Here is a 22,484-nt window from a genome sequence, read left to right on the forward strand (position 1 = left end):
TGCCGCCGATTCTCTCGTCAGACATAGCCCGTCAGAGATAGCGGCGCACGGCGCACAATTGTCTTTCATAATCGCTGCCGCCGAGGCGACGACATTCGATCCGCGCGTTATTGGTCGGCGAGTGCAGCATGCGATCCTCGCCGAGATAGAGCGCGACGTGATCCACCACCAGCCGGCCTGCGTCGTCGGGCTTCTCGAAGAACAGCAGATCGCCCCCACGGCGCTCGTCCAGCGCGACCGGAAGCCCCGTCTCGACCTGGTCGTGGGCGTCCCGAGGCAGACGGATGCCGATGGCGGCGAACAGGCTGTGAACCAGCCCCGAGCAGTCGTAGCCGAAGCTCGAGTTACCGGCCCACAGATAGCGCAGCCCGTCGAAGCGCCGACCCAGCGTTTCCAGCGTCGCGGTAGTCGCCGGCAGGCCCTCGCCCGGCAACTGAACACTGTCGCGTGGCAGCCAGCCGCGTCCCAGCGATGTCTCCACCCAGACGCGGGACGCTCTCCGGTCAGCGACTTCCGGCACCGGTTCGGCCAGTTTCAGCCGAGTCAGAAAACTCAGTTTCAGCGAGCGTTCCTGGGGCAGACCCTGCAGCCAGGCGATGGGAGCCATCACCACCACCGACTCGGCATCGGCCGGGCAGCCCTCTGCCTCGACGAGCTGCGCCGCCGGGATCCAGCCGGGGTAGCCGCGCTCGTCCAGCGAGGACCGCTGGCTCGGAACCACCACGCGACACCAGTCGTTGCCGTGACCGTCACGATGGTGTTCGAGGATCCCGACCGGCGTGTCCAGCAGCACCTGGGTGGCGAGCCGCTTCTCCTTGCACAGCGTCAGACGGGTCTCGTCGTCCAGCGCGGCCAACCAGCGCTCGAGCAGAACCGGATTGCCCAGCGCTGGGGCATCGATGGCCCGGGGTGCGTCGGGGGAGGTCCACAATCCCGCCACGGCGACGGCCACGCAGCTCATGTCGATGTCCCCTGATGACTCATGCCAGTGCTTCCGGAAGACCGCTCAAGTCGTTACTCGGTGAAGTGAACCCAACGTGACGGATGATCGTCCTCCACGTTGTCTTCCCAGCCTTCGAGCTTCGGGTTCACCAGGTTGCGGGTGACGTAGGTCAGCATGGGAATGAACGCGTAGTCGTCCAGCGCCACGTTCTCCGCTTTCTCGAGCAGCTTCTCGCGGGCATCCAGATCCAGCGTCTGGGCGGCCTGGTCCATCAGCTTGTCGTACTCGGGGTTGGAGTAGGCGCCGTAGTTGTTGCCGACACCGGTGTGCAGCAGGGTGAGGAAGTTCTCGGCATCGTCGTAGTCGGCGATCCAGCCGGCCCGGGCGACGTCGAAATCGCCCTGCTGAATGGTCTGGTAGTGGACGGTGGCTTCGGAGTTGATCATCTGCACGTTGACGCCCAGCGGCTTCCACATCGCGGCAACGGCGATGGCGATCTTCTTGTGCTCGTCGCTGGTGTTGTAGCGCAGGCGCAGATTCAGCGGATGATCGGGGCCATAGCCCGCTTCCTGCAGCAGCGCCTTGGCCTTGGCCATGCGCGCGTTCATGTCGTCGCTGCCGAGGTCCATGTGCTGAGTGTCATAGTGGCTGGTACCGGGCGGGACCATGGCGGTGGAAGCCTTGAAGCTGCCGGCCATGATCTGCTCGGAGAGCACGTTGCGACGGATCGCCAGGTTGAGCGCTTCACGCACGCGCTTGTCGGCGGTGGGGCTGCCCTCGCGGTTGTTGAGCACGTAGTAGTAGGAGCCGAGATACGGGCTCATGTGGGTGGCGTCGGGGAGGTTCTCGCTCAGCCACTGGTAACGGCTGGAGGGGTACTCTCGCAGCACGTCCAGCTCACCGGCGCGGAAGCGCGAGATACCGGCGTTGCGATCTTCCGTGGTGAAGTAGTTGACGCCATCCAGGGAGACTTCGTCGGCATCGTAGTAGGTCGAGCTCTTCTCGACGCTGATCTTCGACTGCGAGACCCAGTCAACCGGCTTGAACGCGCCGTTGGTGGCGATGTGGTCGAGCTTGACCCAATCCTTGCCGTACTCGTCGACCAGGTGCTTGGGCACCGGGTAGGAGGTGTAGTGGGTCAGCAACTGCGGAAAATAGGGTGTGGCGTGATTGAGGGTGACCTTGAGCGTCTTGCCGCCATCCAGCGATTCGGCGCCCAGCGTGTCGGCGGCCTTGTCGCCGGTGTTGATCGCTTCCGCGTTGACGATCGGATAGAGCATGTAGGCGTACTTGGAGGCGTTCTCCGGCGCCAGCAGATGCTGCCAGCCGAACACGAAGTCCTCGGCGGTGACCGGCTCGCCGTCGGACCACTTCGCGCCTTCCCGCATATGGAAGGTGTAGGTCTTGCCGTCGTCGGAGACCTCCCACTCGGTGGCCATGCCCGGCAGCAGTTCGCCATCCGGCGACTTCTTGAACAGCCCTTCGTAGACATCCATCAGCACCTGGGATTCCCACACGCCGCCGGAGACCTGGGAGGTGTCGAACGAGGCGAGTTCGCCCATGACGCCGATATTGAGTGTCTCGGCCAGCGCTGGCGAGGCCATCAAAGAGGTGGTCAGCGCCAGGGCGCCCAGGGGAAACAGGGTGCGGGGGAGTTGCAGCTTCGACATCTTTGGAAAGCTCCGACTTGTTGTTGTGAAAATCCGTTGTGAAAGGCTCGCTGTAGGGTGATCGCCGCGAATGTGCCATCAGTGAAGAGGGCAATGACACCCGAGGATCGATGCGACACCTTCGCGCGAACCTCATGACCCGTCTAATTCAAATGCTCGATAGACCGTTTCATTTCATGCATATAGACGTCGGGAGTGGTTAGTGATGCCACTTCTGCTGTGATTTCAGTCACAGATAGACGTTGGTCTAGTCACTCCGGCAGATTGATCCAGCGCGAGGCATGCATATCCAACGCGTTGTCGTTCCAGCCATTGATTTCGGGATCGACCAGGTTGCGCGAGCTGTAGGTGTAGATCGGCGTCAGCGGATAGTCGGCCAGCGCCAGTGCCTCGGCCTGCTGCATCAGTTGGGCGCGCTTGGCCGGATCCTGTTCCGCATCCGATTGGCTGACCAGTCGATTGTAGTCGTCATCCTGATAGCCGCCGTAATTGTTGGTTTCCGCCGACAGCAGTTGAAGGAAGTTCTGGGCGTCGTCGTAGCTGGAGATCCAGGCGGCGCGGGCAACCTGGAAATCGCCCTCCATCAGGTCGGCGTAGTGGACGTTGGCCTCGGTGTTTCTGAGTTCGACATCGACCCCCAGGGGCTTCCACATCGCGGCGACAGCCACGGCGATCTGACGGTGCTCGTCGCCGCTGTTGAAGCGTAGCGTCAGTTCGAGCGGCTTGTCCGGATCGTAGCCGGCCTCTTCCATCAGCGATTTGGCTCGGGCCAGGCGGCTATCCATGTCGTCATCGAGCCCGGGCTGGGACTGGGCCTCATAGTCGCTGGTTCCCGGCGGTACCAGTGAGGTGGCCGGCTCGACGCCGCCTTTCAGCAACTGGCTGGCGATGACGTCGCGGCGAATCGCCAGGCTCAGCGCCTCGCGGACGCGCTTGTCCGCCACCGGCGAGCCGTCGCGCAGGTTGAACACGTAGTAGTAGGTGCCCAGCGACGGGAACAGATGGGTGGCATCGGGCAGGTTTTCGGAGAGCCGTGGATACTGCGCCGCGGGATAGTCGCGCAGGATATCCAGCTCGCCGGCACGAAAGCGCTGGATGCCGGCGTTCTTGTCCTCCAGCGGGTAGTAGTCGACGCCATCCAGGCTGACGTTGTCGGCGTCATGGAAGCGGTCGTTCTTGACCGTTTCCAGCTCGGTATTGGAAACCCACTTCACCGGCTTGAAAGCGCCGTTGACCGCGATGTGGGAAGGATCGCTCCAGTCGTCGCCGAACTCATCCACCACATGCTTGGGGATCGGGTAGGCGAACGGCAGCACCAGCGTCTTGAGGAAATAGACGGTGGGGGCGTTGAGGGTGATCTGGAGCGTCTTGCCGTCGTCCAGGGATTCCACGCCGAGCGAGTCGAGCGGCTTGCTGCCTGAGTTGATCGCCTGGGCATTGACCACCGGATAGAGGCGGTGGGCGTAGTTGGAAGCGGTCTTGGGATCGACCTGATGACGGTAGGCATAGACGAAGTCGTCGGCGGTCAACGGCTCGCCGTCGGACCATTCGAGCCCATCGCGAAGGTGAAAGGTGTAGGTCTTGCCATCGTCGGAGATCTCCCAGCTTTCGGCGGCGCCGGGGATGATCTGGCCGTCGGCGTCGATGGCGATCGGGCCTTCGAAGATGTCCCGCAGCACGTCCTCTTCCCACACGCCGCCAGTGATCTTGGCCGGGCTCAGCGAAGCGGGATCGCCGGATATGCCCATGTGCAGCGTGGCTGCCTGGATGGGCAGGGTGCTCAGGGTGGCTGCGAAACCGATGGCGGCTGCCAGGCGAGTCGGTGATATCAAAGTGGGATCCCTCGAATGGTGATGGATGATCAGGTTTCTATGCTTTCCACCTTAGCGCATCGTCTCGATTCGCACAGCGTGACACGGTCGATGGCAGGATGACGCTATGCCGGGGTTTGGCTACAATAGGCGTCCTTTTTTCGGCGAGTCGATCACTCCCCGTTTGCCGGGGAGGTTCGACGCGCCGGTGGCGACGTTGGCAGGAGCCCCATGCAAGAGATCAATCCGATCAACAACCTCATCAAGGACCTGTCCGAACGGACAGACGTCCTGAGGGGGTATCTTTGACTATGCCGAGAAGAAAGACCGGCTAGAAGAAGTCTCCCGAGAGCTGGAAAACCCGGACGTCTGGAACGATCCCGACTATGCCCAGAAACTGGGCAAGGAGCGGGCCTCGCTGGAAGCCGTGGTCGAGACCATCGACACCCTCGACAGCGGCCTGGCCGACAACCGCGAGCTGCTCGAGCTGGCGGTGATGGAGGAGGACGACGCCACCATCGACGAGGTTCGCAAGGAACTGTCGTATCTCGAGGGACAGCTCGACAAGCTGGAGTTCCGGCGCATGTTTTCCGGCGAGATGGACGAGAACAACGCCTATCTCGACATCCAGGCCGGCTCCGGCGGTACCGAGGCCCAGGACTGGGCCAACATGCTGCTGCGCATGTACCTGCGCTGGGCCGAGCATCACGGCTTCAAGGCGGAACTGACCGAAGTCTCCGCGGGCGAGGTCGCGGGTATCAAGTCCGCCACCCTCCATGTTCAGGGCGAGTACGCCTTCGGCTGGCTCAGGACCGAGACCGGTGTCCATCGGCTGGTGCGCAAGAGTCCGTTCGACTCCGGCGGCCGGCGGCACACCTCTTTCGCCTCGGTGTTTCTATCGCCCGAAGTGGACGACAGCTTCGAGGTCGAGATCAACCCGGCCGACCTGCGTACCGACACCTACCGCTCCTCCGGCGCCGGCGGCCAGCACGTCAACACCACCGACTCGGCGGTGCGAATCACCCACGAGCCGACGGGTATCGTGGTGGCCTGCCAGAGTCAGCGCAGCCAGCACGCCAACCGCGACTTCGCGATGAAGCAGTTGAAGGCGAAGTTATGGGAGCACGAGATGCAGAAACGCAACGCCGCCAAGCAGCAGGCAGAGGACAGCAAGGCCGATATCGGCTGGGGCAGCCAGATTCGCTCCTACGTCCTCGACGACCAGCGGATCAAGGACCTGCGCACCGGCGTGCAGAGCAGCAACTGCGACAAGGTGCTCGACGGCGATCTGGATCAGTTCATCGAAGCGAGTTTGAAGCAAGGTCTCTAGCTACGAGCTACGAGCTACGAGCTACGCGCGTTATGTTTTGGCTGAGACATGCGTTCGCGGCTTGCGGCTTTATTTCAATTTTCGACAGGCGACGACATGGCGAACCAGAACAACCCGCAATCTCCTTCCGATGCACAGCATGAAGCTCAGGAAGAAAACCGGCTGATCGCGGAGCGCCGTGCCAAACTGGCGGCGCGCCGTGAACAGGCGGCCGAGCAGGGCGGCAGCGCCTTCCCCAACGATTTCCGACGCGACAGTCTGGCGGCGGATCTGCAGGCGGAACTGGGTGACAAGGAGAAACCCGAGCTCGAGGCGCTCGACCGCCAGGCTTCCGTTGCCGGGCGCATCATGCGCAAGCGCGGGCCGTTCGTGGTGATTCAGGACGTCTCCGGCCAGATCCAGTTCTACGTCGACAAGAAGGGGCTGCCGGCAGACCTGCTCGAAGATATCCAGAGCTGGGATATCGGCGATATCGTCGCCGGGCGCGGCCCGGTCCACAAGTCCGGCAAGGGCGATCTTTACGTGATGCTGGTCGAGGCCAAGCTGCTGACCAAGAGCCTGCGGCCGCTGCCGGACAAGTTCCACGGCCTGACCGATCTGGAAGCGCGCTATCGTCAGCGCTACGTCGACCTGATCATGAATCCGCAGTCGCGACGGGTGTTCGAGGTGCGCTCCGGTGTCATCGCCGCGATCCGTCGGTTCATGGTCGAGCGGGGCTTCATGGAAGTCGAAACGCCGATGCTGCAACCGATCCCCGGCGGTGCCACGGCGCGCCCTTTCACGACGCATCACAATGCGCTGGATATCGACATGTATCTGCGCATCGCGCCGGAGCTCTATCTCAAGCGGCTGGTCGTCGGCGGGTTCGAGCGGGTATTCGAGATCAACCGCAATTTCCGCAATGAAGGCCTGTCGACGCGGCACAATCCCGAATTCACCATGCTCGAGTTCTACTGGGCCTACGCCGATTATCGCGATCTGCTCGACCTGACCGAGGCGATGATCCGCGACGCGGCCGAGCAGGTGCTGGGTATGACTACCGTTACCTACCAGGGCACAGACTACGATCTGGGACAGCCATTCCGCCGCCTGACCCTGCGCCAGTCGATTCTCGAATACGGTGTCGAGGCCGAGGGCGGCGCCATCGGCGAAGCCGACATCGACACTCTCGAAGCCGCCAGGGCGACCTGCGAACGCCTGGGCATCGCGATCAAACCGAGCTGGGGGCTGGGCAAGCTGCAGACCGAGATATTCGAGGAAGTCGCCGAAGCCAGGCTCGATCAGCCGACCTTCATCACCGAATATCCGGCCGAGGTCAGCCCGCTGGCGCGACGCAACGATATCAATCCCCATGTCACCGATCGGTTCGAGTTCTTCGTCGGCGGACGCGAGATCGCCAATGGCTTCTCCGAGCTCAACGATGCCGAGGACCAGGCCGAACGCTTCGCGGCCCAGGCCGCCGAGAAGGACGCCGGTGACCTCGAGGCGATGTACTACGATGCCGACTACGTGCGCGCGCTGGAGTACGGCATGCCGCCGACCGCCGGTGAAGGTATCGGCATCGACCGTCTGGTGATGCTGCTGACGGATAGTCCGTCGATCAGAGATGTGCTGCTGTTCCCGGCGATGCGCCCGGAATAACCATAACCGCTGAAGGGACTGTGCGCTGGCCGGGCGTTGTTGCGCGACAATACATCTTGCTCATGGACAACCTCGTCCACTCCGCCAATGTCTTGCCGCGCGCCTAGCCCACCACTAGCTCGCCACCTTCAGGCATATGCTTCTCGCGCATGGAAGCCAAGGCAAGAGTTGTTGGTCACGAGCGCAGCGAACGCCCATAATGGCTGCGGTTCGAATTCCGCCGACTCCGTGCGGTTCCCAAAAAGAGGTGACACCGATGAAGCTGCTCAATCGTTCCGCGCTGAGCGTCAAGCCGACCCAGGCGTTCGTCGACTGGGTCAACTCGTTGGAGCCGACCGTCGGTGAAGACGACCTGACGCTCGACGACATCGCTGGTGAAAATACCGTCTATCTGATCCCCGAGATGGATACGCCTGAGGCTCTGCAAGCCTATGTCGGGGAGCGCTACTACGATATTCTCGAAACCGAGCTGCGGGCGTGGGAAGAGGATGAGCGCCAGTGGCCGGAAAGCCTCGATTGGTCACTGTTCCAGGCATTCCTCACCCTCGAGCATAGCTACCTGGCAGTGGATCTTGACGACGAGGCAGAGTTGGAAACCTCCGAAGTCGACGACGAGCTGCTGATGGAGACCGACGAGGAGTGAGGGTTCGGACGTGGCTTGACAGCGGTATTCGCCGCTTCCCGAAGATATGCTGAAGCGTCTGTTTGAGGAGCGCCCGGGCGACGACGGTCTACCCGGGCGTGAACGCAAGCTAGCGCTGTTGGCGATGATCACCGGTACCCAGATGGCGGTACTGGATAATGGCATCGTCAATATTGCGCTTCCCACGTTAGCGGAAGAGCTTTCGATCAGCGGTTCCGAATCGATCTGGATCGCCAATGTCTATCAACTGGTGACCGCCGCGTTGCTCCTGACCTTCGCCGCGGTGAGCCGACGCGTCGGTCGTCACCGGCTCTATATCGGCGGACTGGCGTTCTTCACCCTGGCGTCGCTCGGCTGCGCGCTGGCTCGCTCGTTCGAATTTCTGTTGGTGATGCGAGGACTGCAGGCGATCGGCGCCGCCGCGATGTTGAGCATCGGACCATCTCTCTACCGAATCATCTTTCCCACCCGGCTGCTGGGGTCGGCCATCGGACTCAGTGCGCTGACGGTGGCGTTCGGTATTGCCGCGGGGCCCTCGCTGGGCGGTCTGATCCTGCATGTGGCGAGCTGGCCGTGGCTGTTCGCCATCAACGTGCCGATCGGGCTGCTGGCACTGACGCTGGGCATTCGCGCCTTGCCGCGAGAGAAGCCGATCCCGGGAAGAATCGATGTCTGGGGCGCGTTGATGTCGATCGTCATGCTCAGTGGCAGCGTCTTTGCCCTGGACCAGTTCGGCCATGGCAAGGGCGGAACGCTCGCCCTGGTGACGCTGACGCTCAGCGTGATCTCCCTGGTGGGATTCGTCTATCGTCAACGCCATGTCGCCAAACCGCTGGTGCCGTTGGCTCTATTCGCCGAGCCGCGTTTCTCGTTTGCCGCGATCGTGTCGATGTTTGCGTTTCTCGCCCAAGGCGTTGCCTTCGTGGGGCTGCCGTTCCTCTATCAGACCGTCATGGGGGTATCGCCGATCATGTCGGCGGTGCTGTTTACGCCCTGGCCGCTGGTCATCATGATTATCGGGCCACTGGCCGGGCGCCTGGCCGACAAGGGTAATCCGGCGCTGATCAGTTCTACCGGACTCCTGCTATTTCTGTTGGGCATGTTGGCATTGACCGGATTGGATGCCGACTCCGAGTATATCGATGTGATCTGGCGAACCGCGCTATGCGGTGTCGGATATGGGTTGTTCCAGGCACCGAACAATCGCGAGATGATCGGGAGTGTGTCGGTAGAGTTGAGTGCCAATGCCTCAGGCGTGCTGGCGTCGGTACGCACCTTCGGGCAGTCGCTGGGGACGGCATTGGTCGGGCTGATCCTCGGTCTCTCGTTCGGTTCGCTCACGCTATCACTGTGGGTGGGGTGTGCATCGGTGGTGATCGCACTGGCGTTGAGCCTCTATCGCACGCCGATGGCCGTCAAGGGGCTTCGGCGCTGAGCCCTTTTCTCGAGGTTTCACCCAACCCCCGAGCAAGGCGTTACAATGGTCCGGTTGGTTCAGGAGAAACTGTCATGAGTGTTCAGGCACGTATCGAAGAAAAACTCGCGACGCTCGAACCGGTCGAAATGGCGGTCGAGAACGAGAGCTACATGCATCATGTGCCACCGGATTCCGAAACCCACTTCAAGGTGACGCTGGTCTCCGAGCGGTTCGCCGGGCTGATGCCGGTCAAGCGCCACCAGTTGATCTACAGCCTGTTGGCCGATGAACTCGCGGGTCCCGTTCACGCATTAGCGCTGCATCTCTACACGCCGCAGCAGTGGTCGACCCGTGGTGGCGTACGTCCGGATTCGCCCAACTGTCGCGGTGGGGGCGGCCAGTGATCGGCGATCCCCAACGTCTGCAGTACCTCGAAGCCATGGGGATTGCCAGCTGGACTTCGCGGTATCGCTTCGTCAATGCCAAGCCGACCGCGCAGGTCGAATGGGAAGCTGCTCCCGAGCCGGAAGAACCGGCACCGGGACAGCGGCTGCAGGCGTTGCTGGAGACGCCGGCACGGCCGGTCGAGCGTAATCGTGTCGCCGATGAATCGTCGGCACAGGAAACCGCAGCGCCGCTGTCGCGAGCCCGGGCCTTGCTCGGGGGAGATACGGCCCGGGCCGTATCTCCCCGACCGTCTCCCGACCGCACTGCTGGCTCTGATGCCGCGGCGGTTTCGCCGGCGTCAAAGGCCTCTGGGCCCGAGCAGGCCCTCGCGGACGTTGCCAAGGAAGCTGCGCCCGCCGTCGATCCGCTTCGATTCACCTTGTCGCTCTCGGTCATCGGTGAGCGCTGGTGGTTGATGCTTCCCGGCGAGCGGTTGATCTCCGCCGCGGGGCAGACGCTGCTGGGACAGATGCTGAAGAGTGTCGGCATGCCCGCTGGCGGGGCACCGTTGTCGAGTCTGACTTGGCCGTTGATGGACATGCCGGCCAGCGATCCCATCGATGAGGCGCGCGAGGGCATCCAAGTTTTCTGCGCCGGACAGGCGCGCCGCCACGGCATGAACGTCGATGGTGCCATCGTCGTGGGCGACGAGGTCTGGTCTTCTCTGCTGAGCGATCCGGCGAACGAGTTCGAATGGGCCTGCCATCATCTGCCGCACCCCGACGATCTGCTGGCCTCCGCCAATGCCAAGCGTGAGTGCTGGCCTCTGTTGCAGGCGGCGGGAAGCGCCTGGCAGCAGGGCTTGAGCTCTCCTGAATAGCAGGCACCGCCTGCCGGTCTTGGAGACCTTGAACAATCCTCCTCGAGTAGCATTCCATGCCCATCGACGCTTTTCATTCCGAGGCCTACCATGGCAGGATCTCGCTGGTCCGGCTTGGCGCGGACGACCTGCCGGCGCTGGTGGCGTTCGAACGCCAGGCCAACGATGACGCCTGGTCGGAAGCACTGCTGGAGGCGGCACTGAGGGGCGAGGGCTACGCGGTCTGGGGGGCCCGATCGGCCGAAGACAGCGCGCTGTGGGCCGTTGCCATCCTGGCCTACCTGCCTTTTGACGCCGAACTGCAGTCGATCTGCGTGCTACCCGATGCACGACGCCAAGGTCTGGCGCGGGAGATGCTGGGTTGGATCATGCGATGCGCCCGTACCCAAGGCGCCGAACACCTGCTGCTCGAACTCAGAGCCTCCAACGTCGCGGCCCGGAAGCTCTACGAAAGCGTTGGTTTCGAGGTCGATGGACAACGCCGAGGCTACTACCGGCGGGAGGATGGCAGAAGCGAGGATGCACTGCTGATGTCGCGGGCGCTCGCATAGCGAGGACGTCGGGAGAGGTGATATTCCTGATCGTCGATCCAGCAGCGGCAACGGGGCTGCCCGCACGGGCGCCCCATTGAGCGCTTCAGCCGTTATCGCCAGTCGTGGTGCTGTCCAGCGACTGCAGCTTGTCGAGCAGGCCACCGAGGCGCTGTTCCCACTCGTCTCGCTCCTGCTGGAAGCGGACGTTCTCTGCCTTGAGTTCCTCGTTCTCCATCTTCAGCATCTCGATGCTGTCGACGGCATCCTGAATTTTCTGTTCCAGCTTGGCGAAGATTTCACCATTCATCTGCACTCTCCTTGAAAGTTCGTGACTCGTTCCCGAGGGATATCCGCTGGCTCGATGGCCGCAGCCTACGTGGCGCCGAAGCCGACGACAAGCGTCTCGAAGTGGCGACGTCAGCCGGTTCCGGATTGACGTCTGAAAAGCCGCCCATGGCTGTCTCCCGCGATGATTTCGCGATGAAGTTGCCAAGGGACCGGCGGGGACCAGGCAAGCTCGTGTTCCGTCTCGACATAGATGACCGCATCGGACGCCAGCCAATCGCCCATCTCGAGGTCGAGGCAGGTTTTTACGGCGAGCCCCTGGCGGAAAGGTGGGTCGAGAAAGACGAGATCGAACTTGCTGGAACTGGTTGCCAGGAACCGCTCGACGGGGACGCTGAAGACGTGTCCGGCGGCACCCAGTGTTGCGATATTCGCCTCCAGCGCCTTGGCCACCGGGGCGGTGGACTCGACGAACGTGGCTTGGGCGGCCCCGCGTGACAACGCTTCCAGGCCGAGCGCGCCGGTGCCCGAGTAGAGGTCCAGGACTCGCCGTCCGGCAATGTCGAAAGCCAGCCAGTTGAACAGGGTTTCGCGCACCCGGTCCGGCGTCGGGCGCAGACCGGGGCTGTCCGGTATCGGCAGCTTGCGGCGACGAAATTCGCCGCCTATCAGGCGCAACTGGCCACGGCCACTGCGAGAGGTGGCATGAGGGCGCTGGCGCGAGCGAGCGCTGTCGGAAACCCGGCGTGGGCGGCGTCGATTCATGGCGCGCAATTGTACCCCCGCAACCCTCGCGGTGATAGGATGAACCCTCGATAACGATATTCTCCGAAGCCGTGACGGTCGACACTGATGAGTGACGCGAGCACGGCTTTTCAGCAGTGAAGCCATCCATGTTCGGACTATTCAAGAGTCGTAAAAAACAGCAGCAGGAAGAAGAGGCACGTCGGCGCGAGTCGGAGCGGGCCGAGGCGTCGGCGGCAGAAGAAATCTCGGAAGCGGGTGTTGTCGGAGAAGGGGAGGTTGAGGGCAATAGATCCGCAGGGACTGCTGCCGACGAACCGCAGCCGGCAGCCGGGCAAGACGACCGGGACGTCGCCGCCGGGGAGGCCGAAGCGACCCCCTCCCGAGAGGCGGACGCCATTTCGGTGATCGAAACCGCCACGCCTGCCGCGGAGTCGATCATCGAGACCGAATCTCCCGATCGTTCGGTGCCGGTGGACTACCAGCCCTCGCCGGTCGAGGAAACGGCCGCCGAGGAGGCACTGGGTCAGCCGCTGGGGCAGGAATCGCCGCAATCGGCCCTGCAGGAATTTCCGGCGGATGGTACGCGCGAGGCCGACTTGGCGACCGACGTGACGCCAGCGCCCCCGGCGGAGACGACAGTCGGGCAGAGCCCGCCCGCGCCGAGGGAAAAACCCAAGGGTGGCTGGCTCTCGCGTGTGCGCGCCGGTCTCGGGCGCACGCGAGCCAACCTGACCGACGGCATCGCCGACCTGCTGCTGGGCAAGAAGCAGATCGACGATGAACTGATGGAGGACCTCGAGACCCAACTGCTGCTGGCGGACGTGGGTATCGAGGCCACCAGCGAGATCATCGAGCGCTTGGCCGGTCGGGTCTCGCGCAAGGAACTGGCCGATGCCGATGCGTTGTACTGCGCGCTTCAGGAAGAGCTGGCGGCGTTGCTCGAACCGGTTTCCCAGCCGCTGCAACTGCCGGCTAAAGGAGAAGGGCCGTTCGTGATTCTGATGGTCGGCGTCAACGGCGTCGGCAAGACCACGACCATCGGCAAACTGACCCAGCGTTTCCAGAACGAGGGGCGCAGCGTGATGCTGGCTGCCGGCGATACTTTCCGTGCCGCGGCAGTGGAGCAGCTCAAGGTCTGGGGCGAGCGTAACCGGGTGCCGGTGATCGCCCAGCACACTGGCGCTGACAGCGCCTCGGTCATCTACGATGCGGTCGCCGCCGCACGCGCGCGCAAGGTCGATGTGCTGATCGCCGACACGGCCGGGCGTCTGCACAACAAGAGCCATCTGATGGAAGAGCTCAAGAAGGTGCGGCGGGTCATGGCCAAGCTCGACGCCAGCGCCCCCCATGAAGTGATGCTGGTGCTTGACGCGGGAACGGGGCAGAACGCGATCTCCCAGGCCACCACGTTCGATGAAGCGATCCCGGTGACCGGCATTACCCTGACCAAGCTTGACGGCACCGCCAAGGGCGGCATCATCTTTGCCCTGGCCAAGAAGATGGGAACGCCGATTCGCTTCATCGGTGTCGGCGAGTCGCTGGAGGATCTGCGCCCGTTCGACGCCGAGACATTCGTCAAGGCGCTGTTCGAGCGGGACGGCGACACCGACTCATGATCGCGTTCGAGCACGTCGGCAAACGTTACGGCGGCCGTTTCGAGGCGCTGGCCGATATCAATTTCCGTGTCGAACGCGGCGAGATGCTCTTCCTCACCGGCCACTCTGGTGCCGGCAAGAGCTCGCTGCTGCGGCTGATCATGCGGCTCGAACGCCCTTCACGCGGTCGAGTGCTGGTCGCCGGCCACGACCTGGATCGGCTGCACATCAGTCAGGTTCCCTATTACCGGCGTCAGATCGGCGTCGTGTTCCAGGATCATCAGCTGCTGTTCGATCGCGATATCTTCGCCAATGTCGCCCTGCCGTTGACCATCCAGGGCGTCGAGCCCATCGATGCCGCCAGGCGCGTGCGGGCCGCTCTGGACAAGGTTGGTCTGCTGCATCGCGAGCGAGCGCTGCCGATCGAGCTCTCCACCGGCGAGCAGCAGCGCGTGGGCATTGCGCGTGCAGTGGTCAACAAGCCGGCGTTGCTGCTGGCCGATGAGCCGACCGGTAATCTCGATCCCCAGCTCTCCACCGACATCATGCGGCTGTTCGAGGATTTCAATCACATCGGTACGACGGTCCTGGTGGCGAGTCACGATCTCGCCCTCATCGCCCGGTTACGCCACCGGGTGCTGAAGTTGCGGGATGGCCGGCTTGTCGGCGACGGGGAGGCGGCATGAGCGAGCGCCAATCCACCGGCGTCTCCCGGCGAGGCGCACAGAAGCCCACGCGTCGGGCGTCCGGCGGCGGCCGGGCCTGGTTGCGGCATCACCGGGCCATGATGAGCGACAGCGCCCTGCGTCTGGTCAGACGCCCGATATCGACGTTACTGACCATGCTCGCGATCGCCATCGCGTTGATTCTGCCCGCAGGCCTGTGGCTGGCCCTGGACAGTGCGCGGTTGGTCGATGCCGAGCTGGACGAGAGCGCCACGCTGACGGTCTACTTCGACGCCGATGTCGATGAATCCCGGGCGATGAGCCTGGCGGCCGAAGTCGGCGAGCAGAGTGGGGTCGCGGGGACTCGCCTGGTGACGGCGGCGGAGGGGCTGGCAGAGTTCCAGCAGACGCTGGGTGTCGAGGATGCACTCTCTCAGCTCGAGTCCAACCCGCTGCCGGCAAGCGTCGTGGTGACTCCCGACGATACCGATCCCGCCGCCGTGCAGTCGCTGAGCCAGCATCTGCAGAAGCTCGATGGCATCGATGAAGTTCGTCTGGACCTGGCGTGGCTGGATCGGCTTCAGCAACTGGCGGCGCTCGGTCAACGTGTCGCGCTGGCGCTGGCGCTGCTATTCGGCCTGGGCGTGCTGCTGGTGGTTGGCAACACGATCAGGTTGGCGGTGGAGAGTCGGCGTCAGGAGATCGAAGTCGTGACCCTGATCGGCGCGACCCACGCTTTCGTGCGACGCCCATTCCTCTACAGTGGCGCCTGGTACGGGCTGGGAGGCGGCGTTCTGGCATTGATCATACTGGTTGTCGGGGGCAATTGGCTGGCATCGCCCGTCGCGGCGCTGGCGGAGAGCTACGGCGCCCAGTTTGCACTACCTTCCCTGGGCGTCAGCCACTCGGCTTTTCTGCTGCTTTTTAGTACACTGTTGGGCTGGCTGGGCGCGTGGCTGGCCGTTGGACGTCATCTGGCGGACATCAAGCCGCGCTAGGCTGGGAAGCGGATGCCCTAACGCTGGTCAAGCGAGGGCGGAATACGGTAAGAAGGTCACCCAGGATTCTGGGTCACCATCAGTCGACGCCTAGTTTCCGAGTCATCGAGACTGGCAAACATCTTGAACTTTTGTCTAGATTGAGGGTCTCATCAGATATCCTCGCAGACAGGCAGAATAACCTGTTGCGGTGTGTGTTCGGATGGATCGAGCCGACTGGCTCTCCATACCGGCACGCCGTCAACCATGGAGACAACGCACATGAGCACCAGTCTTCAATCCATCGGGAACCTTTCCCCGGGTCACGATCTCAATGGCTACATTCAGGCCGTCAACGGCATTCCCGTACTGACGGCGGACGAGGAGCATGACCTTGCCGTGCGGCTGCACGAGGAAGACGATCTCGAGTCGGCCCGTCGTCTGATCATGTCCCATCTCCGCTTCGTCGTTCACATCGCACGTAGCTACTCCGGTTATGGCCTGCCACAGGCGGACCTGATCCAGGAAGGCAATGTCGGCCTGATGAAGGCCGTCAAGCGTTTCGATCCGTATCAGGGCGTGCGTCTGGTGTCGTTCGCAGTGCACTGGATCAAGGCGGAGATTCACGAGTACGTGCTGCGCAACTGGCGTATCGTCAAGATCGCCACCACCAAGGCCCAGCGCAAGCTGTTCTTCAACCTGCGCAGTGCCAAGAAGCGTCTGGCCTGGTTGAATAACGACGAGGTCGATGCCATTGCCAAGGATCTCGATGTCAAACCCAAGGTGGTGCGCGAGATGGAAGGCCGTCTGGCATCCTATGACGCCGGCTTCGACGCCTCGCCTGGCGAGGACGACGAGCAGAGCTATCAGGCGCCGGCACAGTACCTCGAGGATCATAGCTTCGATCCGGCGGCACAGCTCGAGGCGGACGACTGGGAAGCCGACTACACGCGCCGCCTGCGGGAAGCACTGGGCGAGCTGGACGACCGCTCTCGCGATATCCTGCAGCGGCGCTGGCTCTCCGAGCACAAGTCCACGCTGCACGAACTGGCGGATGTCTACGGCGTTTCCGCCGAGCGCATTCGTCAGCTCGAGAAGAATGCGATGAAGAAGATCAAGCAGCAGCTCGGCGACACCATCGCGGCGTAGAAACTCCCGTGGCTGATGTATTGGGGGTGGCAAGCCCCAGACAGGCCCGAGTGGGTACATCACGACAGCTAGACACGAAAAGCCCGGCAATTGCCGGGCTTTTCGCGGTCGGACGATTCGAACTCGCTGCTAGATCGGCGTCGTCTGGTGTGTCGTGGTCAGTAGTCCCCCGCCCAGAAGGCGCCACTGATCCTCCCAGTGAGCGGTGGGCCGGTGACGGAAGTCGCTGCGCACGTACTGGCTGATCCGACCCTCGACGAAGGACGAGAGTAGGTTGGCGGCGGCGGAGACCGGCAGTTGAGGGCGCAACCCCTCGCGCAGTTCGGCCTCGCGCAGGATCTGCTTCAACTGGGTTTCGAGCCGCTCGAACAGTTGCGACATGCGGGTGCGCAGCCGAGCGGTTTCGCCCGTCAGTACGTCGCCGTCCATCAGCCGGCTGAGACCCGGGTTCTTCTCGGCGAAGACCAGCACGAGCTGAACGATCGTCTCGCAGCGAGCGAGAGCTGACGGCTCGTCGTCGAGGATGCGCCGGATGCGCTCGAACAGGCTATCCTCGATGAACTCGATCAATCCCTCGAACATGCGCGCCTTGCTCGGGAAGTGGCGGTAGAGTGCTGCCTCGCTGACGCCGACCTGGCGGGCCAGCGCGGCCGTGGTGATACGTTTGCCGCTGTCCTCCTCGAGCATCAGTGCCAGTGCCTGAAGGATCTGTTCACGGCGGGAGAGTTGGGGGGGTGCCTGCGTCATGGCGATTCTTATCTGTCGTCTCGTCGAGGCTCCTTCCTGGAGCGTCCCGGGTAGTTCGTCCACTGTCTGGCGCCCGGGAGGGCCTTCCACGCCCGCGATGTATTGGAAGGGGATATTGTCGGGTTCAGTCGCGATGATCCGTGATCTGCGTGCCGACCCCGGCATCGGTGAAGATCTCCAGCAGTGTCGAATGGACAACGCGGCCATCGACGATAACGGCGCTGTCGACACCGCCCTTGACGGCATCCAGCGCGCAACGGATCTTCGGCAGCATGCCGCCGTATATCGTCCCGTCGGCAATCAATGCGTCGACCTGTTCGGTCGAGAGGCCGGTCATCACCTTGCCCTCGGCATCCTGCAACCCCGCGACGTTGGTCAACAGCATCAGCTTCTCGGCCTTGAGCGCTTCGGCGACCTTGCCGGCGACGAGATCGGCATTGATGTTGTAGCTGTTGCCTTTGCGGTCGACGCCGATCGGGGCGATGACGGGGATGAAGTCACGCTCGGCGAGCATCTCGATCAGGTCGGTCGAGATGTGCTCCACTTCTCCGACATGGCCGATATCGATGATCTCCGACGCGGTCATTTCCGGCGTGCGGTGCTCGACCTTGAGCTGGCGCGCCAGGATCTGCGCGTTGTCCTTGCCGGTCAGGCCAATCGCCTTGCCGCCGCACTGGTTGATCTGGGTGACGATGCTCTTGTTGACCAGCCCGCCCAGCACCATCTCGACCACGTCCATGGTTTCGGCATCGGTCACGCGCATACCGTTGACGAAGCGAGATTCGATGTTGAGCCTTGCCAGCAACTGGCCGATCTGCGGGCCACCGCCATGAACCACCACCGGGTTGATGCCGACCTCCTTCATCAACACCATGTCGCGGGCGAAGGAGTCGATCAGCGTGTCCTCGGTCATGGCATTGCCGCCATACTTGACCACCACCGTCTTGCCGGAATAGCGCTGGATGTAGGGCAGCGCCTCTGACAGGATCTCGACCACTTGACGCGGGTCGCGCGGGCTCTCGTTCATGAGGCGTTATCTCTCCACTGTCTATGCTATGCGCCGTGAGTCTATCGAAACCGGCGGTGCGTTCCCTGTTGTGCGTACGTCTCGTACTCTGCGATCTCAGAACGGCAGTTCGACGTCTGGTGCCACTGCCAGCAGAGCGGCGCCGAACCGCTGCTGGATGCGCGCCAGTGCCGCCCGGTCCTTGCCTTCGAACCGCAGAACCAGCATCGGCGTAGTGTTGGAGGCCCGGCAGAGTCCCCAGCCGTCGGGGTAGTCGACGCGAATACCGTCCAGCGTCGTCTTGATGCCATCCTGACCGAAGTCGCCATTCTCGGCCAGTCGCTCTACGATCGCGAACTTCTCCTCGTCGGTCACCGGCGCGTTCAACTCCGGCGTGCTGACGTCCTGCGGAAACGCGCTGAAGTAGCGGTCGGCATCCACCGTCTGGCGCGACAGAATTTCCAGCAGCCGGGCAGCGGCATACAATCCATCATCGAAGCCATACCAGCGTTCGGCGAAGAAGATATGGCCACTCATCTCGCCGCCCAGCTGCGCGCCAGTCTCCTTCATGCGCGCCTTGATCAAGGAGTGGCCGGTGCGCCACATCTCTGGCTCGCCCCCGGCCCGTTCGATGATCCGGGCCAGGTTGCCGGTGCACTTGATGTCGAAGACGATACGCGCGCCAGGCTCGCGTTCAAGCAGATCGGTGGCGAATGCCATCATCAACCGATCCGGATAGATCATCTCGCCGGCCGGCGTCACCACACCCAGGCGATCGCCATCGCCATCGAAAGCCAGCCCGATATCGGCACCGGACTCCTTGACCTTGGCAATCAGGTCGACCAGATTTTCCGGCTTGCCGGGATCGGGGTGATGATTGGGGAAGTCCCCGTCGATCTCGGCAAACAGAGGTATGGTTTCCGCCCCCAGCGCCTCGATCAGTCGGGGGCCCAGTTCGCCGGCGACACCGTTGCCGCAATCCACGACCACCTTGAGCGGTCGCTCGCGTTGGCTCCGGTCGAGAGAGGCATCGCCCAGGATGCGCTGAAGATAGGCGTCGCGGATATCGCGCCGTTCGAGAGCACCTTCGCCTTCGCTCAACTCGCCGCTGCGAATGCGAGCGAGCAGGCCGGTGATCGCCTTACCGGAGATCGCCACGCCGTCGAGCACGATCTTGAAGCCGTTGTAGTCCGGCGGGTTGTGGCTGCCGGTCACCATCACGCCGCTACGGCTCTCGTCCAGCGTCGCGGTGGCGAAGTAGAGTACCGGGGTCGGTACGCGCCCGATATCGATCACGTCCCTCCCGGCGGAGCGCAGGCCGCGGATCAGCGCCGCCTGGAGGCGAGGACCGGAGTGGCGACCATCACGGGCGACGATCACGGTTCGCTGACCTCTTGCCGCCGCTTCGCTACCCACCGCGCGACCGATCCATTCCACGGTTTCCTCGGTCAACGTCTCGTCGACGATGCCGCGAATATCGTAGGCCCTGAAGATCGAGGCCGGTACGTCGGCACCGGGCCGTTCATTCGTCGTCATTTTCCAACCTTCCTTTGTCTTCGCCACCGAACGGCTTCGATTCGAGTTCATGTCCAGCGCTCGAACTCCAGCGCCACCGAAGCCTGGCCGTCGGTAATCAGCCACTGGTCTTCCATTCGGGTGGCATCGAGGCTCAGGTTGCGATCGACGAGCGTGGTCAGCGCCGCCAACGGTTCTGCCGGCGGACTCCAGACCGTCACCCGGGGCAGCGCCCGAACATCGCTTTCGAGCTTCTTCCACCACTGTGCGGCACTGCGCGGCGCATAGGGATAGACCAGCACCCGTTCCGCCCGGGAAAGGCCCTGCTTGATGCGCTTCAGCGACGGTTCGCCCAGCTCTATCCATGACAGGATTCGCCCATCCGCCGCCTTGAGCCAGAGATCCGGCTCGTCTTCGCTGCTCAGGCCGCGCGTCATGGCGAGATCGTTGTCCGTGCCGATGGCGTGGGCATTGTCGATGAATGCCAGCAGGCGCACCATCAGGCGCGTCGCCGTCTCGGACGGGTGACAGGCCACGGTCAGCGCATGATCGCCATAGTAGTGGCGATCCAGATCGCTGACGTTGAGTCTCGCTTTATAGATGGTTGCGCTTAGCGCCACGTGACATGTCCTCGCAGAGAGCGGTTGTGGGAGACGGGAGACGATTCACTGCCGGCCGGAGTGGCCGAACCCGCCGCCCGCGCGCTCGGTGGCGACGAACTCCTCGACGAGGTCGAGCTCGGCCTGGACCACCGGCACCAGCACGTACTGCGCCAGCCGCTCGCCGGGCTCGAGCACGAAAGTGTCCCGGCCACGGTTCCACACCGAGATCATCAGCTCGCCTTGGTAGTCGGAATCGATCAGCCCGACCAGGTTGCCCAGCACGATGCCGTGCTTGTGGCCGAGTCCGGAGCGTGGCAATACCACGCCGGCCAGCCCCGGGTCGCCGATGTGGATGGCGAGGCCGGTGCGGACCAAGGCGCTGTCGCCGGGAGCCAGCGTCAACGCTTCGTCGAGCAGTGCGCGCAGGTCCATGCCGGCGCTGCCTGCGGTGGCGTAGTGGGGCAGCGGGTAGTCGTGTACCCGCTCATCGAGAATCTTGACCGAGAGCTTGGGTCTGGCGGGCGAAGTGCTGAGTGACATGTAGCGTCGTTCCTGATGGCGCATGAAGTGAGATGACGAGCAAGTCGCCCAGCTTACCACCGCTGGGACGCCGATCGGATGCGCTAGCGCATCCGATCGGCAATGTGGTCGACGATGGCGTTGGCCAACGCCGTCTTGGGCTGCCGCGGTAGCGTGTGGCGCCGAGTCCGCTCCCGCTCTCTCCACAGCAGCGTGGCGGCATTGTCGTCGCCGCCGAAGCCGACCCCTTCGCGGGAGACATCGTTGGCGACGACCAGATCCAGGCGCTTGCGTTCGAGCTTGCTGCCGGCGTGCGTCTCCAGTGCCTGCGTCTCGGCGGCAAAGCCGACCGTGAACGGTCGGTCCGGGCGTGCCGCGATCGTGGCGACGATATCCGGATTGCGCACCAGCTCGAGGGTCAGCCCGCTGGCATCTTCCGTCTTCTTCAGCTTGTGTTCGCTGATGGCGGCGGCGCGATAGTCGGCCACCGCGGCGCAACCGATGAACAGATCGCAGGGCATGCGGGATTCGACCGCGGTCAGCATCTCGGCAGCCGAGATCACCTCGATCCGTTCGACACCGGGTGGCGTCGAGAGCGTCACCGGGCCGCTGACCAGCGTGACGCTGGCGCCACGCTCGGCGCAGGCCGCAGCCAGGGCGTAGCCCATCTTGCCGGAGCTGTGGTTGGAGAGATAGCGCACCGGGTCCAGCGCTTCGCGGGTCGGCCCGGCGGTGATGACCACGCGCCTGCCGACCAGATCCCGGTGCACGGGCATCACCCGTAACGCCTCGTCCCGGGCCGGTTCGAGCTCGTCCAGCAACTGGGCGAGAATGGTTTCCGGTTCGAGCATGCGGCCGAGGCCGACATCGCCGCAGGCCTGGTCGCCGGCGTCGGGGCCCAGCAGGATCCAGCCCAGCTCAACCAGCCGGTCGGCATTGGCCAGGGTCGCCGGGTGACGCCACATCGCCTGGTTCATGGCGGGCGCCATCAGGCAGCGGGCTTCGGTGGCGAGGCAGAGAGTGGTCAGCAGGTCGTCGGCGTGACCGTGGGCCAGGCGTGCCATCAGGTCGGCGGTAGCGGGGGCGATCAGAATGACATCCGCCCATTTCGCCAGCTCGATGTGGCCCATGCCGGCTTCGGCTTCCGGATCCAGCAGCGACGTCCGCACCGGCTCGCCGGTCAACGCCTGCAGTGTCAGCGGGGTAATGAAAGCCTGCGCGCCTTCGGTCATGACCACGCGCACCTCGAAGCCCGACTTCTTCAGCAGGCGGGCGAGGTGGGCACTCTTGTAGGCGGCGATGCCGGCGCTGATGCCAAGCAGAATTCGGGTTCCGGCCAGCCCCGGGGCAAGCGGTAGCGACATGGTAGGCGTCCTGGAAATGCAGACGCTCACCTTACCACCGGCGCCGGGGATTTGCGTA

The 22,484-nt window shown here is 63.6% G+C and carries 22 protein-coding genes; 11 read left to right on the forward strand and 11 right to left on the reverse strand.

What is annotated here, in order from left to right:
* Positions 1-31: 31 nt before the first annotated feature.
* From F0A16_RS05760 to F0A16_RS05770, 3 genes are all read right to left on the reverse strand, one after another.
* On the reverse strand, positions 32-961 hold the full coding sequence (locus F0A16_RS05760) for a C40 family peptidase (protein ID WP_149434418.1): 930 nt from the start codon (positions 959-961) through the stop codon (positions 32-34).
* A gap of 53 nt (positions 962-1,014) precedes the next feature.
* Positions 1,015-2,613: a peptide ABC transporter substrate-binding protein gene (locus F0A16_RS05765; protein ID WP_149434419.1), complete on the reverse strand. Its 1,599-nt coding sequence runs from the start codon at positions 2,611-2,613 to the stop codon at positions 1,015-1,017.
* A gap of 251 nt (positions 2,614-2,864) precedes the next feature.
* Positions 2,865-4,445, reverse strand: a complete 1,581-nt coding sequence (locus F0A16_RS05770; RefSeq protein ID WP_239023724.1) for a peptide ABC transporter substrate-binding protein — start codon at positions 4,443-4,445, stop codon at positions 2,865-2,867.
* Positions 4,446-4,655: 210 nt separating this feature from the next.
* Between F0A16_RS05770 and prfB the strand changes: the two genes are divergently transcribed.
* The 7 genes from prfB (at position 4,656) to F0A16_RS05805 (ending at position 11,273) form a co-directional block, all read left to right on the forward strand.
* Positions 4,656-5,754, forward strand: a protein-coding gene (gene prfB / locus F0A16_RS05775) for a peptide chain release factor 2 (protein ID WP_149434420.1) whose coding sequence is annotated in 2 segments (ribosomal slippage) — positions 4,656-4,730 and positions 4,732-5,754 — 1,098 coding nt in all. Because the reading frame shifts where the segments join, the coding sequence is not laid out codon by codon here.
* A gap of 96 nt (positions 5,755-5,850) precedes the next feature.
* Positions 5,851-7,395: a lysine--tRNA ligase gene (gene lysS / locus F0A16_RS05780; RefSeq protein ID WP_149434421.1), complete on the forward strand. Its 1,545-nt coding sequence runs from the start codon at positions 5,851-5,853 to the stop codon at positions 7,393-7,395.
* A 256-nt stretch (positions 7,396-7,651) separates the two neighbouring features.
* Entirely contained in the window at positions 7,652-8,038 is a 387-nt protein-coding gene (locus F0A16_RS05785) for a hypothetical protein (RefSeq protein ID WP_149434422.1), read from the forward strand.
* 46 nt (positions 8,039-8,084) lie between these two features.
* Positions 8,085-9,473 carry an MFS transporter gene (locus F0A16_RS05790; RefSeq protein WP_149434423.1) on the forward strand — a complete coding sequence of 463 codons (1,389 nt, stop codon included), beginning with the start codon at positions 8,085-8,087 and terminating at the stop codon, positions 9,471-9,473.
* 74 nt (positions 9,474-9,547) lie between these two features.
* The gene (locus F0A16_RS05795) at positions 9,548-9,859 is read left to right on the forward strand and encodes a BolA family protein (protein WP_149434424.1); all 312 of its coding nucleotides are present in this window, start codon (positions 9,548-9,550) and stop codon (positions 9,857-9,859) included.
* Entirely contained in the window at positions 9,856-10,722 is an 867-nt protein-coding gene (locus F0A16_RS05800) for a hypothetical protein (protein ID WP_149434425.1), read from the forward strand. Before F0A16_RS05795 ends, F0A16_RS05800 begins: the two co-directional genes overlap by 4 nt.
* A 56-nt stretch (positions 10,723-10,778) precedes the next feature.
* Positions 10,779-11,273, forward strand: a complete 495-nt coding sequence (locus F0A16_RS05805) for a GNAT family N-acetyltransferase (protein WP_149434426.1) — start codon at positions 10,779-10,781, stop codon at positions 11,271-11,273.
* Positions 11,274-11,358: 85 nt separating this feature from the next.
* On the opposite strand, the gene F0A16_RS05810 is transcribed toward F0A16_RS05805, so the two are convergent.
* Together F0A16_RS05810 and rsmD are read right to left on the reverse strand one after the other, a co-directional pair.
* Entirely contained in the window at positions 11,359-11,562 is a 204-nt protein-coding gene (locus F0A16_RS05810; protein WP_149434427.1) for a cell division protein ZapB, read from the reverse strand.
* A gap of 110 nt (positions 11,563-11,672) precedes the next feature.
* Positions 11,673-12,305: a 16S rRNA (guanine(966)-N(2))-methyltransferase RsmD gene (gene rsmD, locus F0A16_RS05815; protein WP_149434428.1), complete on the reverse strand. Its 633-nt coding sequence runs from the start codon at positions 12,303-12,305 to the stop codon at positions 11,673-11,675.
* A gap of 128 nt (positions 12,306-12,433) precedes the next feature.
* Between rsmD and ftsY the strand changes: the two genes are divergently transcribed.
* From ftsY to rpoH, 4 genes are all read left to right on the forward strand, one after another.
* Positions 12,434-13,903 carry a signal recognition particle-docking protein FtsY gene (ftsY, locus tag F0A16_RS05820; RefSeq protein WP_149434429.1) on the forward strand — a complete coding sequence of 490 codons (1,470 nt, stop codon included), beginning with the start codon at positions 12,434-12,436 and terminating at the stop codon, positions 13,901-13,903.
* A complete protein-coding gene (gene ftsE, locus F0A16_RS05825) occupies positions 13,900-14,568 on the forward strand; it encodes a cell division ATP-binding protein FtsE (protein ID WP_149434430.1) in 669 nt (222 codons plus the stop codon). The genes ftsY and ftsE overlap by 4 nt, the downstream gene beginning before the upstream one ends.
* Positions 14,565-15,545, forward strand: coding sequence for a permease-like cell division protein FtsX (gene ftsX / locus F0A16_RS05830; RefSeq protein WP_149434431.1), 981 nt, complete (start codon positions 14,565-14,567; stop codon positions 15,543-15,545). The genes ftsE and ftsX overlap by 4 nt, the downstream gene beginning before the upstream one ends.
* A 261-nt stretch (positions 15,546-15,806) precedes the next feature.
* Complete coding sequence (rpoH, locus tag F0A16_RS05835) at positions 15,807-16,673, forward strand: RNA polymerase sigma factor RpoH (protein WP_149434432.1); 867 nt, start codon at positions 15,807-15,809, stop codon at positions 16,671-16,673.
* Between the two features lie 129 nt (positions 16,674-16,802).
* Here rpoH and slmA read toward each other — a convergent pair whose 3' ends face one another.
* The 6 genes from slmA to coaBC form a co-directional block, all read right to left on the reverse strand.
* Positions 16,803-17,420 (reverse strand): nucleoid occlusion factor SlmA, encoded by a 618-nt coding sequence (slmA, locus tag F0A16_RS05840; protein WP_149434433.1) that lies wholly within the window; start codon positions 17,418-17,420, stop codon positions 16,803-16,805.
* Between the two features lie 124 nt (positions 17,421-17,544).
* Positions 17,545-18,447, reverse strand: coding sequence for an acetylglutamate kinase (gene argB / locus F0A16_RS05845; RefSeq protein ID WP_149434434.1), 903 nt, complete (start codon positions 18,445-18,447; stop codon positions 17,545-17,547).
* Between the two features lie 96 nt (positions 18,448-18,543).
* Positions 18,544-19,962 carry a phosphomannomutase/phosphoglucomutase gene (locus F0A16_RS05850; protein ID WP_149434435.1) on the reverse strand — a complete coding sequence of 473 codons (1,419 nt, stop codon included), beginning with the start codon at positions 19,960-19,962 and terminating at the stop codon, positions 18,544-18,546.
* 47 nt (positions 19,963-20,009) lie between these two features.
* The gene (locus tag F0A16_RS05855; protein ID WP_149434436.1) at positions 20,010-20,561 is read right to left on the reverse strand and encodes a YaeQ family protein; all 552 of its coding nucleotides are present in this window, start codon (positions 20,559-20,561) and stop codon (positions 20,010-20,012) included.
* A gap of 45 nt (positions 20,562-20,606) precedes the next feature.
* The gene (gene dut, locus F0A16_RS05860) at positions 20,607-21,083 is read right to left on the reverse strand and encodes a dUTP diphosphatase (protein WP_149434437.1); all 477 of its coding nucleotides are present in this window, start codon (positions 21,081-21,083) and stop codon (positions 20,607-20,609) included.
* Positions 21,084-21,166: 83 nt separating this feature from the next.
* A complete protein-coding gene (coaBC, locus tag F0A16_RS05865; protein WP_149434438.1) occupies positions 21,167-22,426 on the reverse strand; it encodes a bifunctional phosphopantothenoylcysteine decarboxylase/phosphopantothenate--cysteine ligase CoaBC in 1,260 nt (419 codons plus the stop codon).
* Between the last annotated feature and the right edge of the window lie 58 nt (positions 22,427-22,484).

It is taken from the genome of Salinicola corii, from assembly GCF_008298015.1.
Lineage (GTDB): Bacteria > Pseudomonadota > Gammaproteobacteria > Pseudomonadales > Halomonadaceae > Salinicola > Salinicola corii.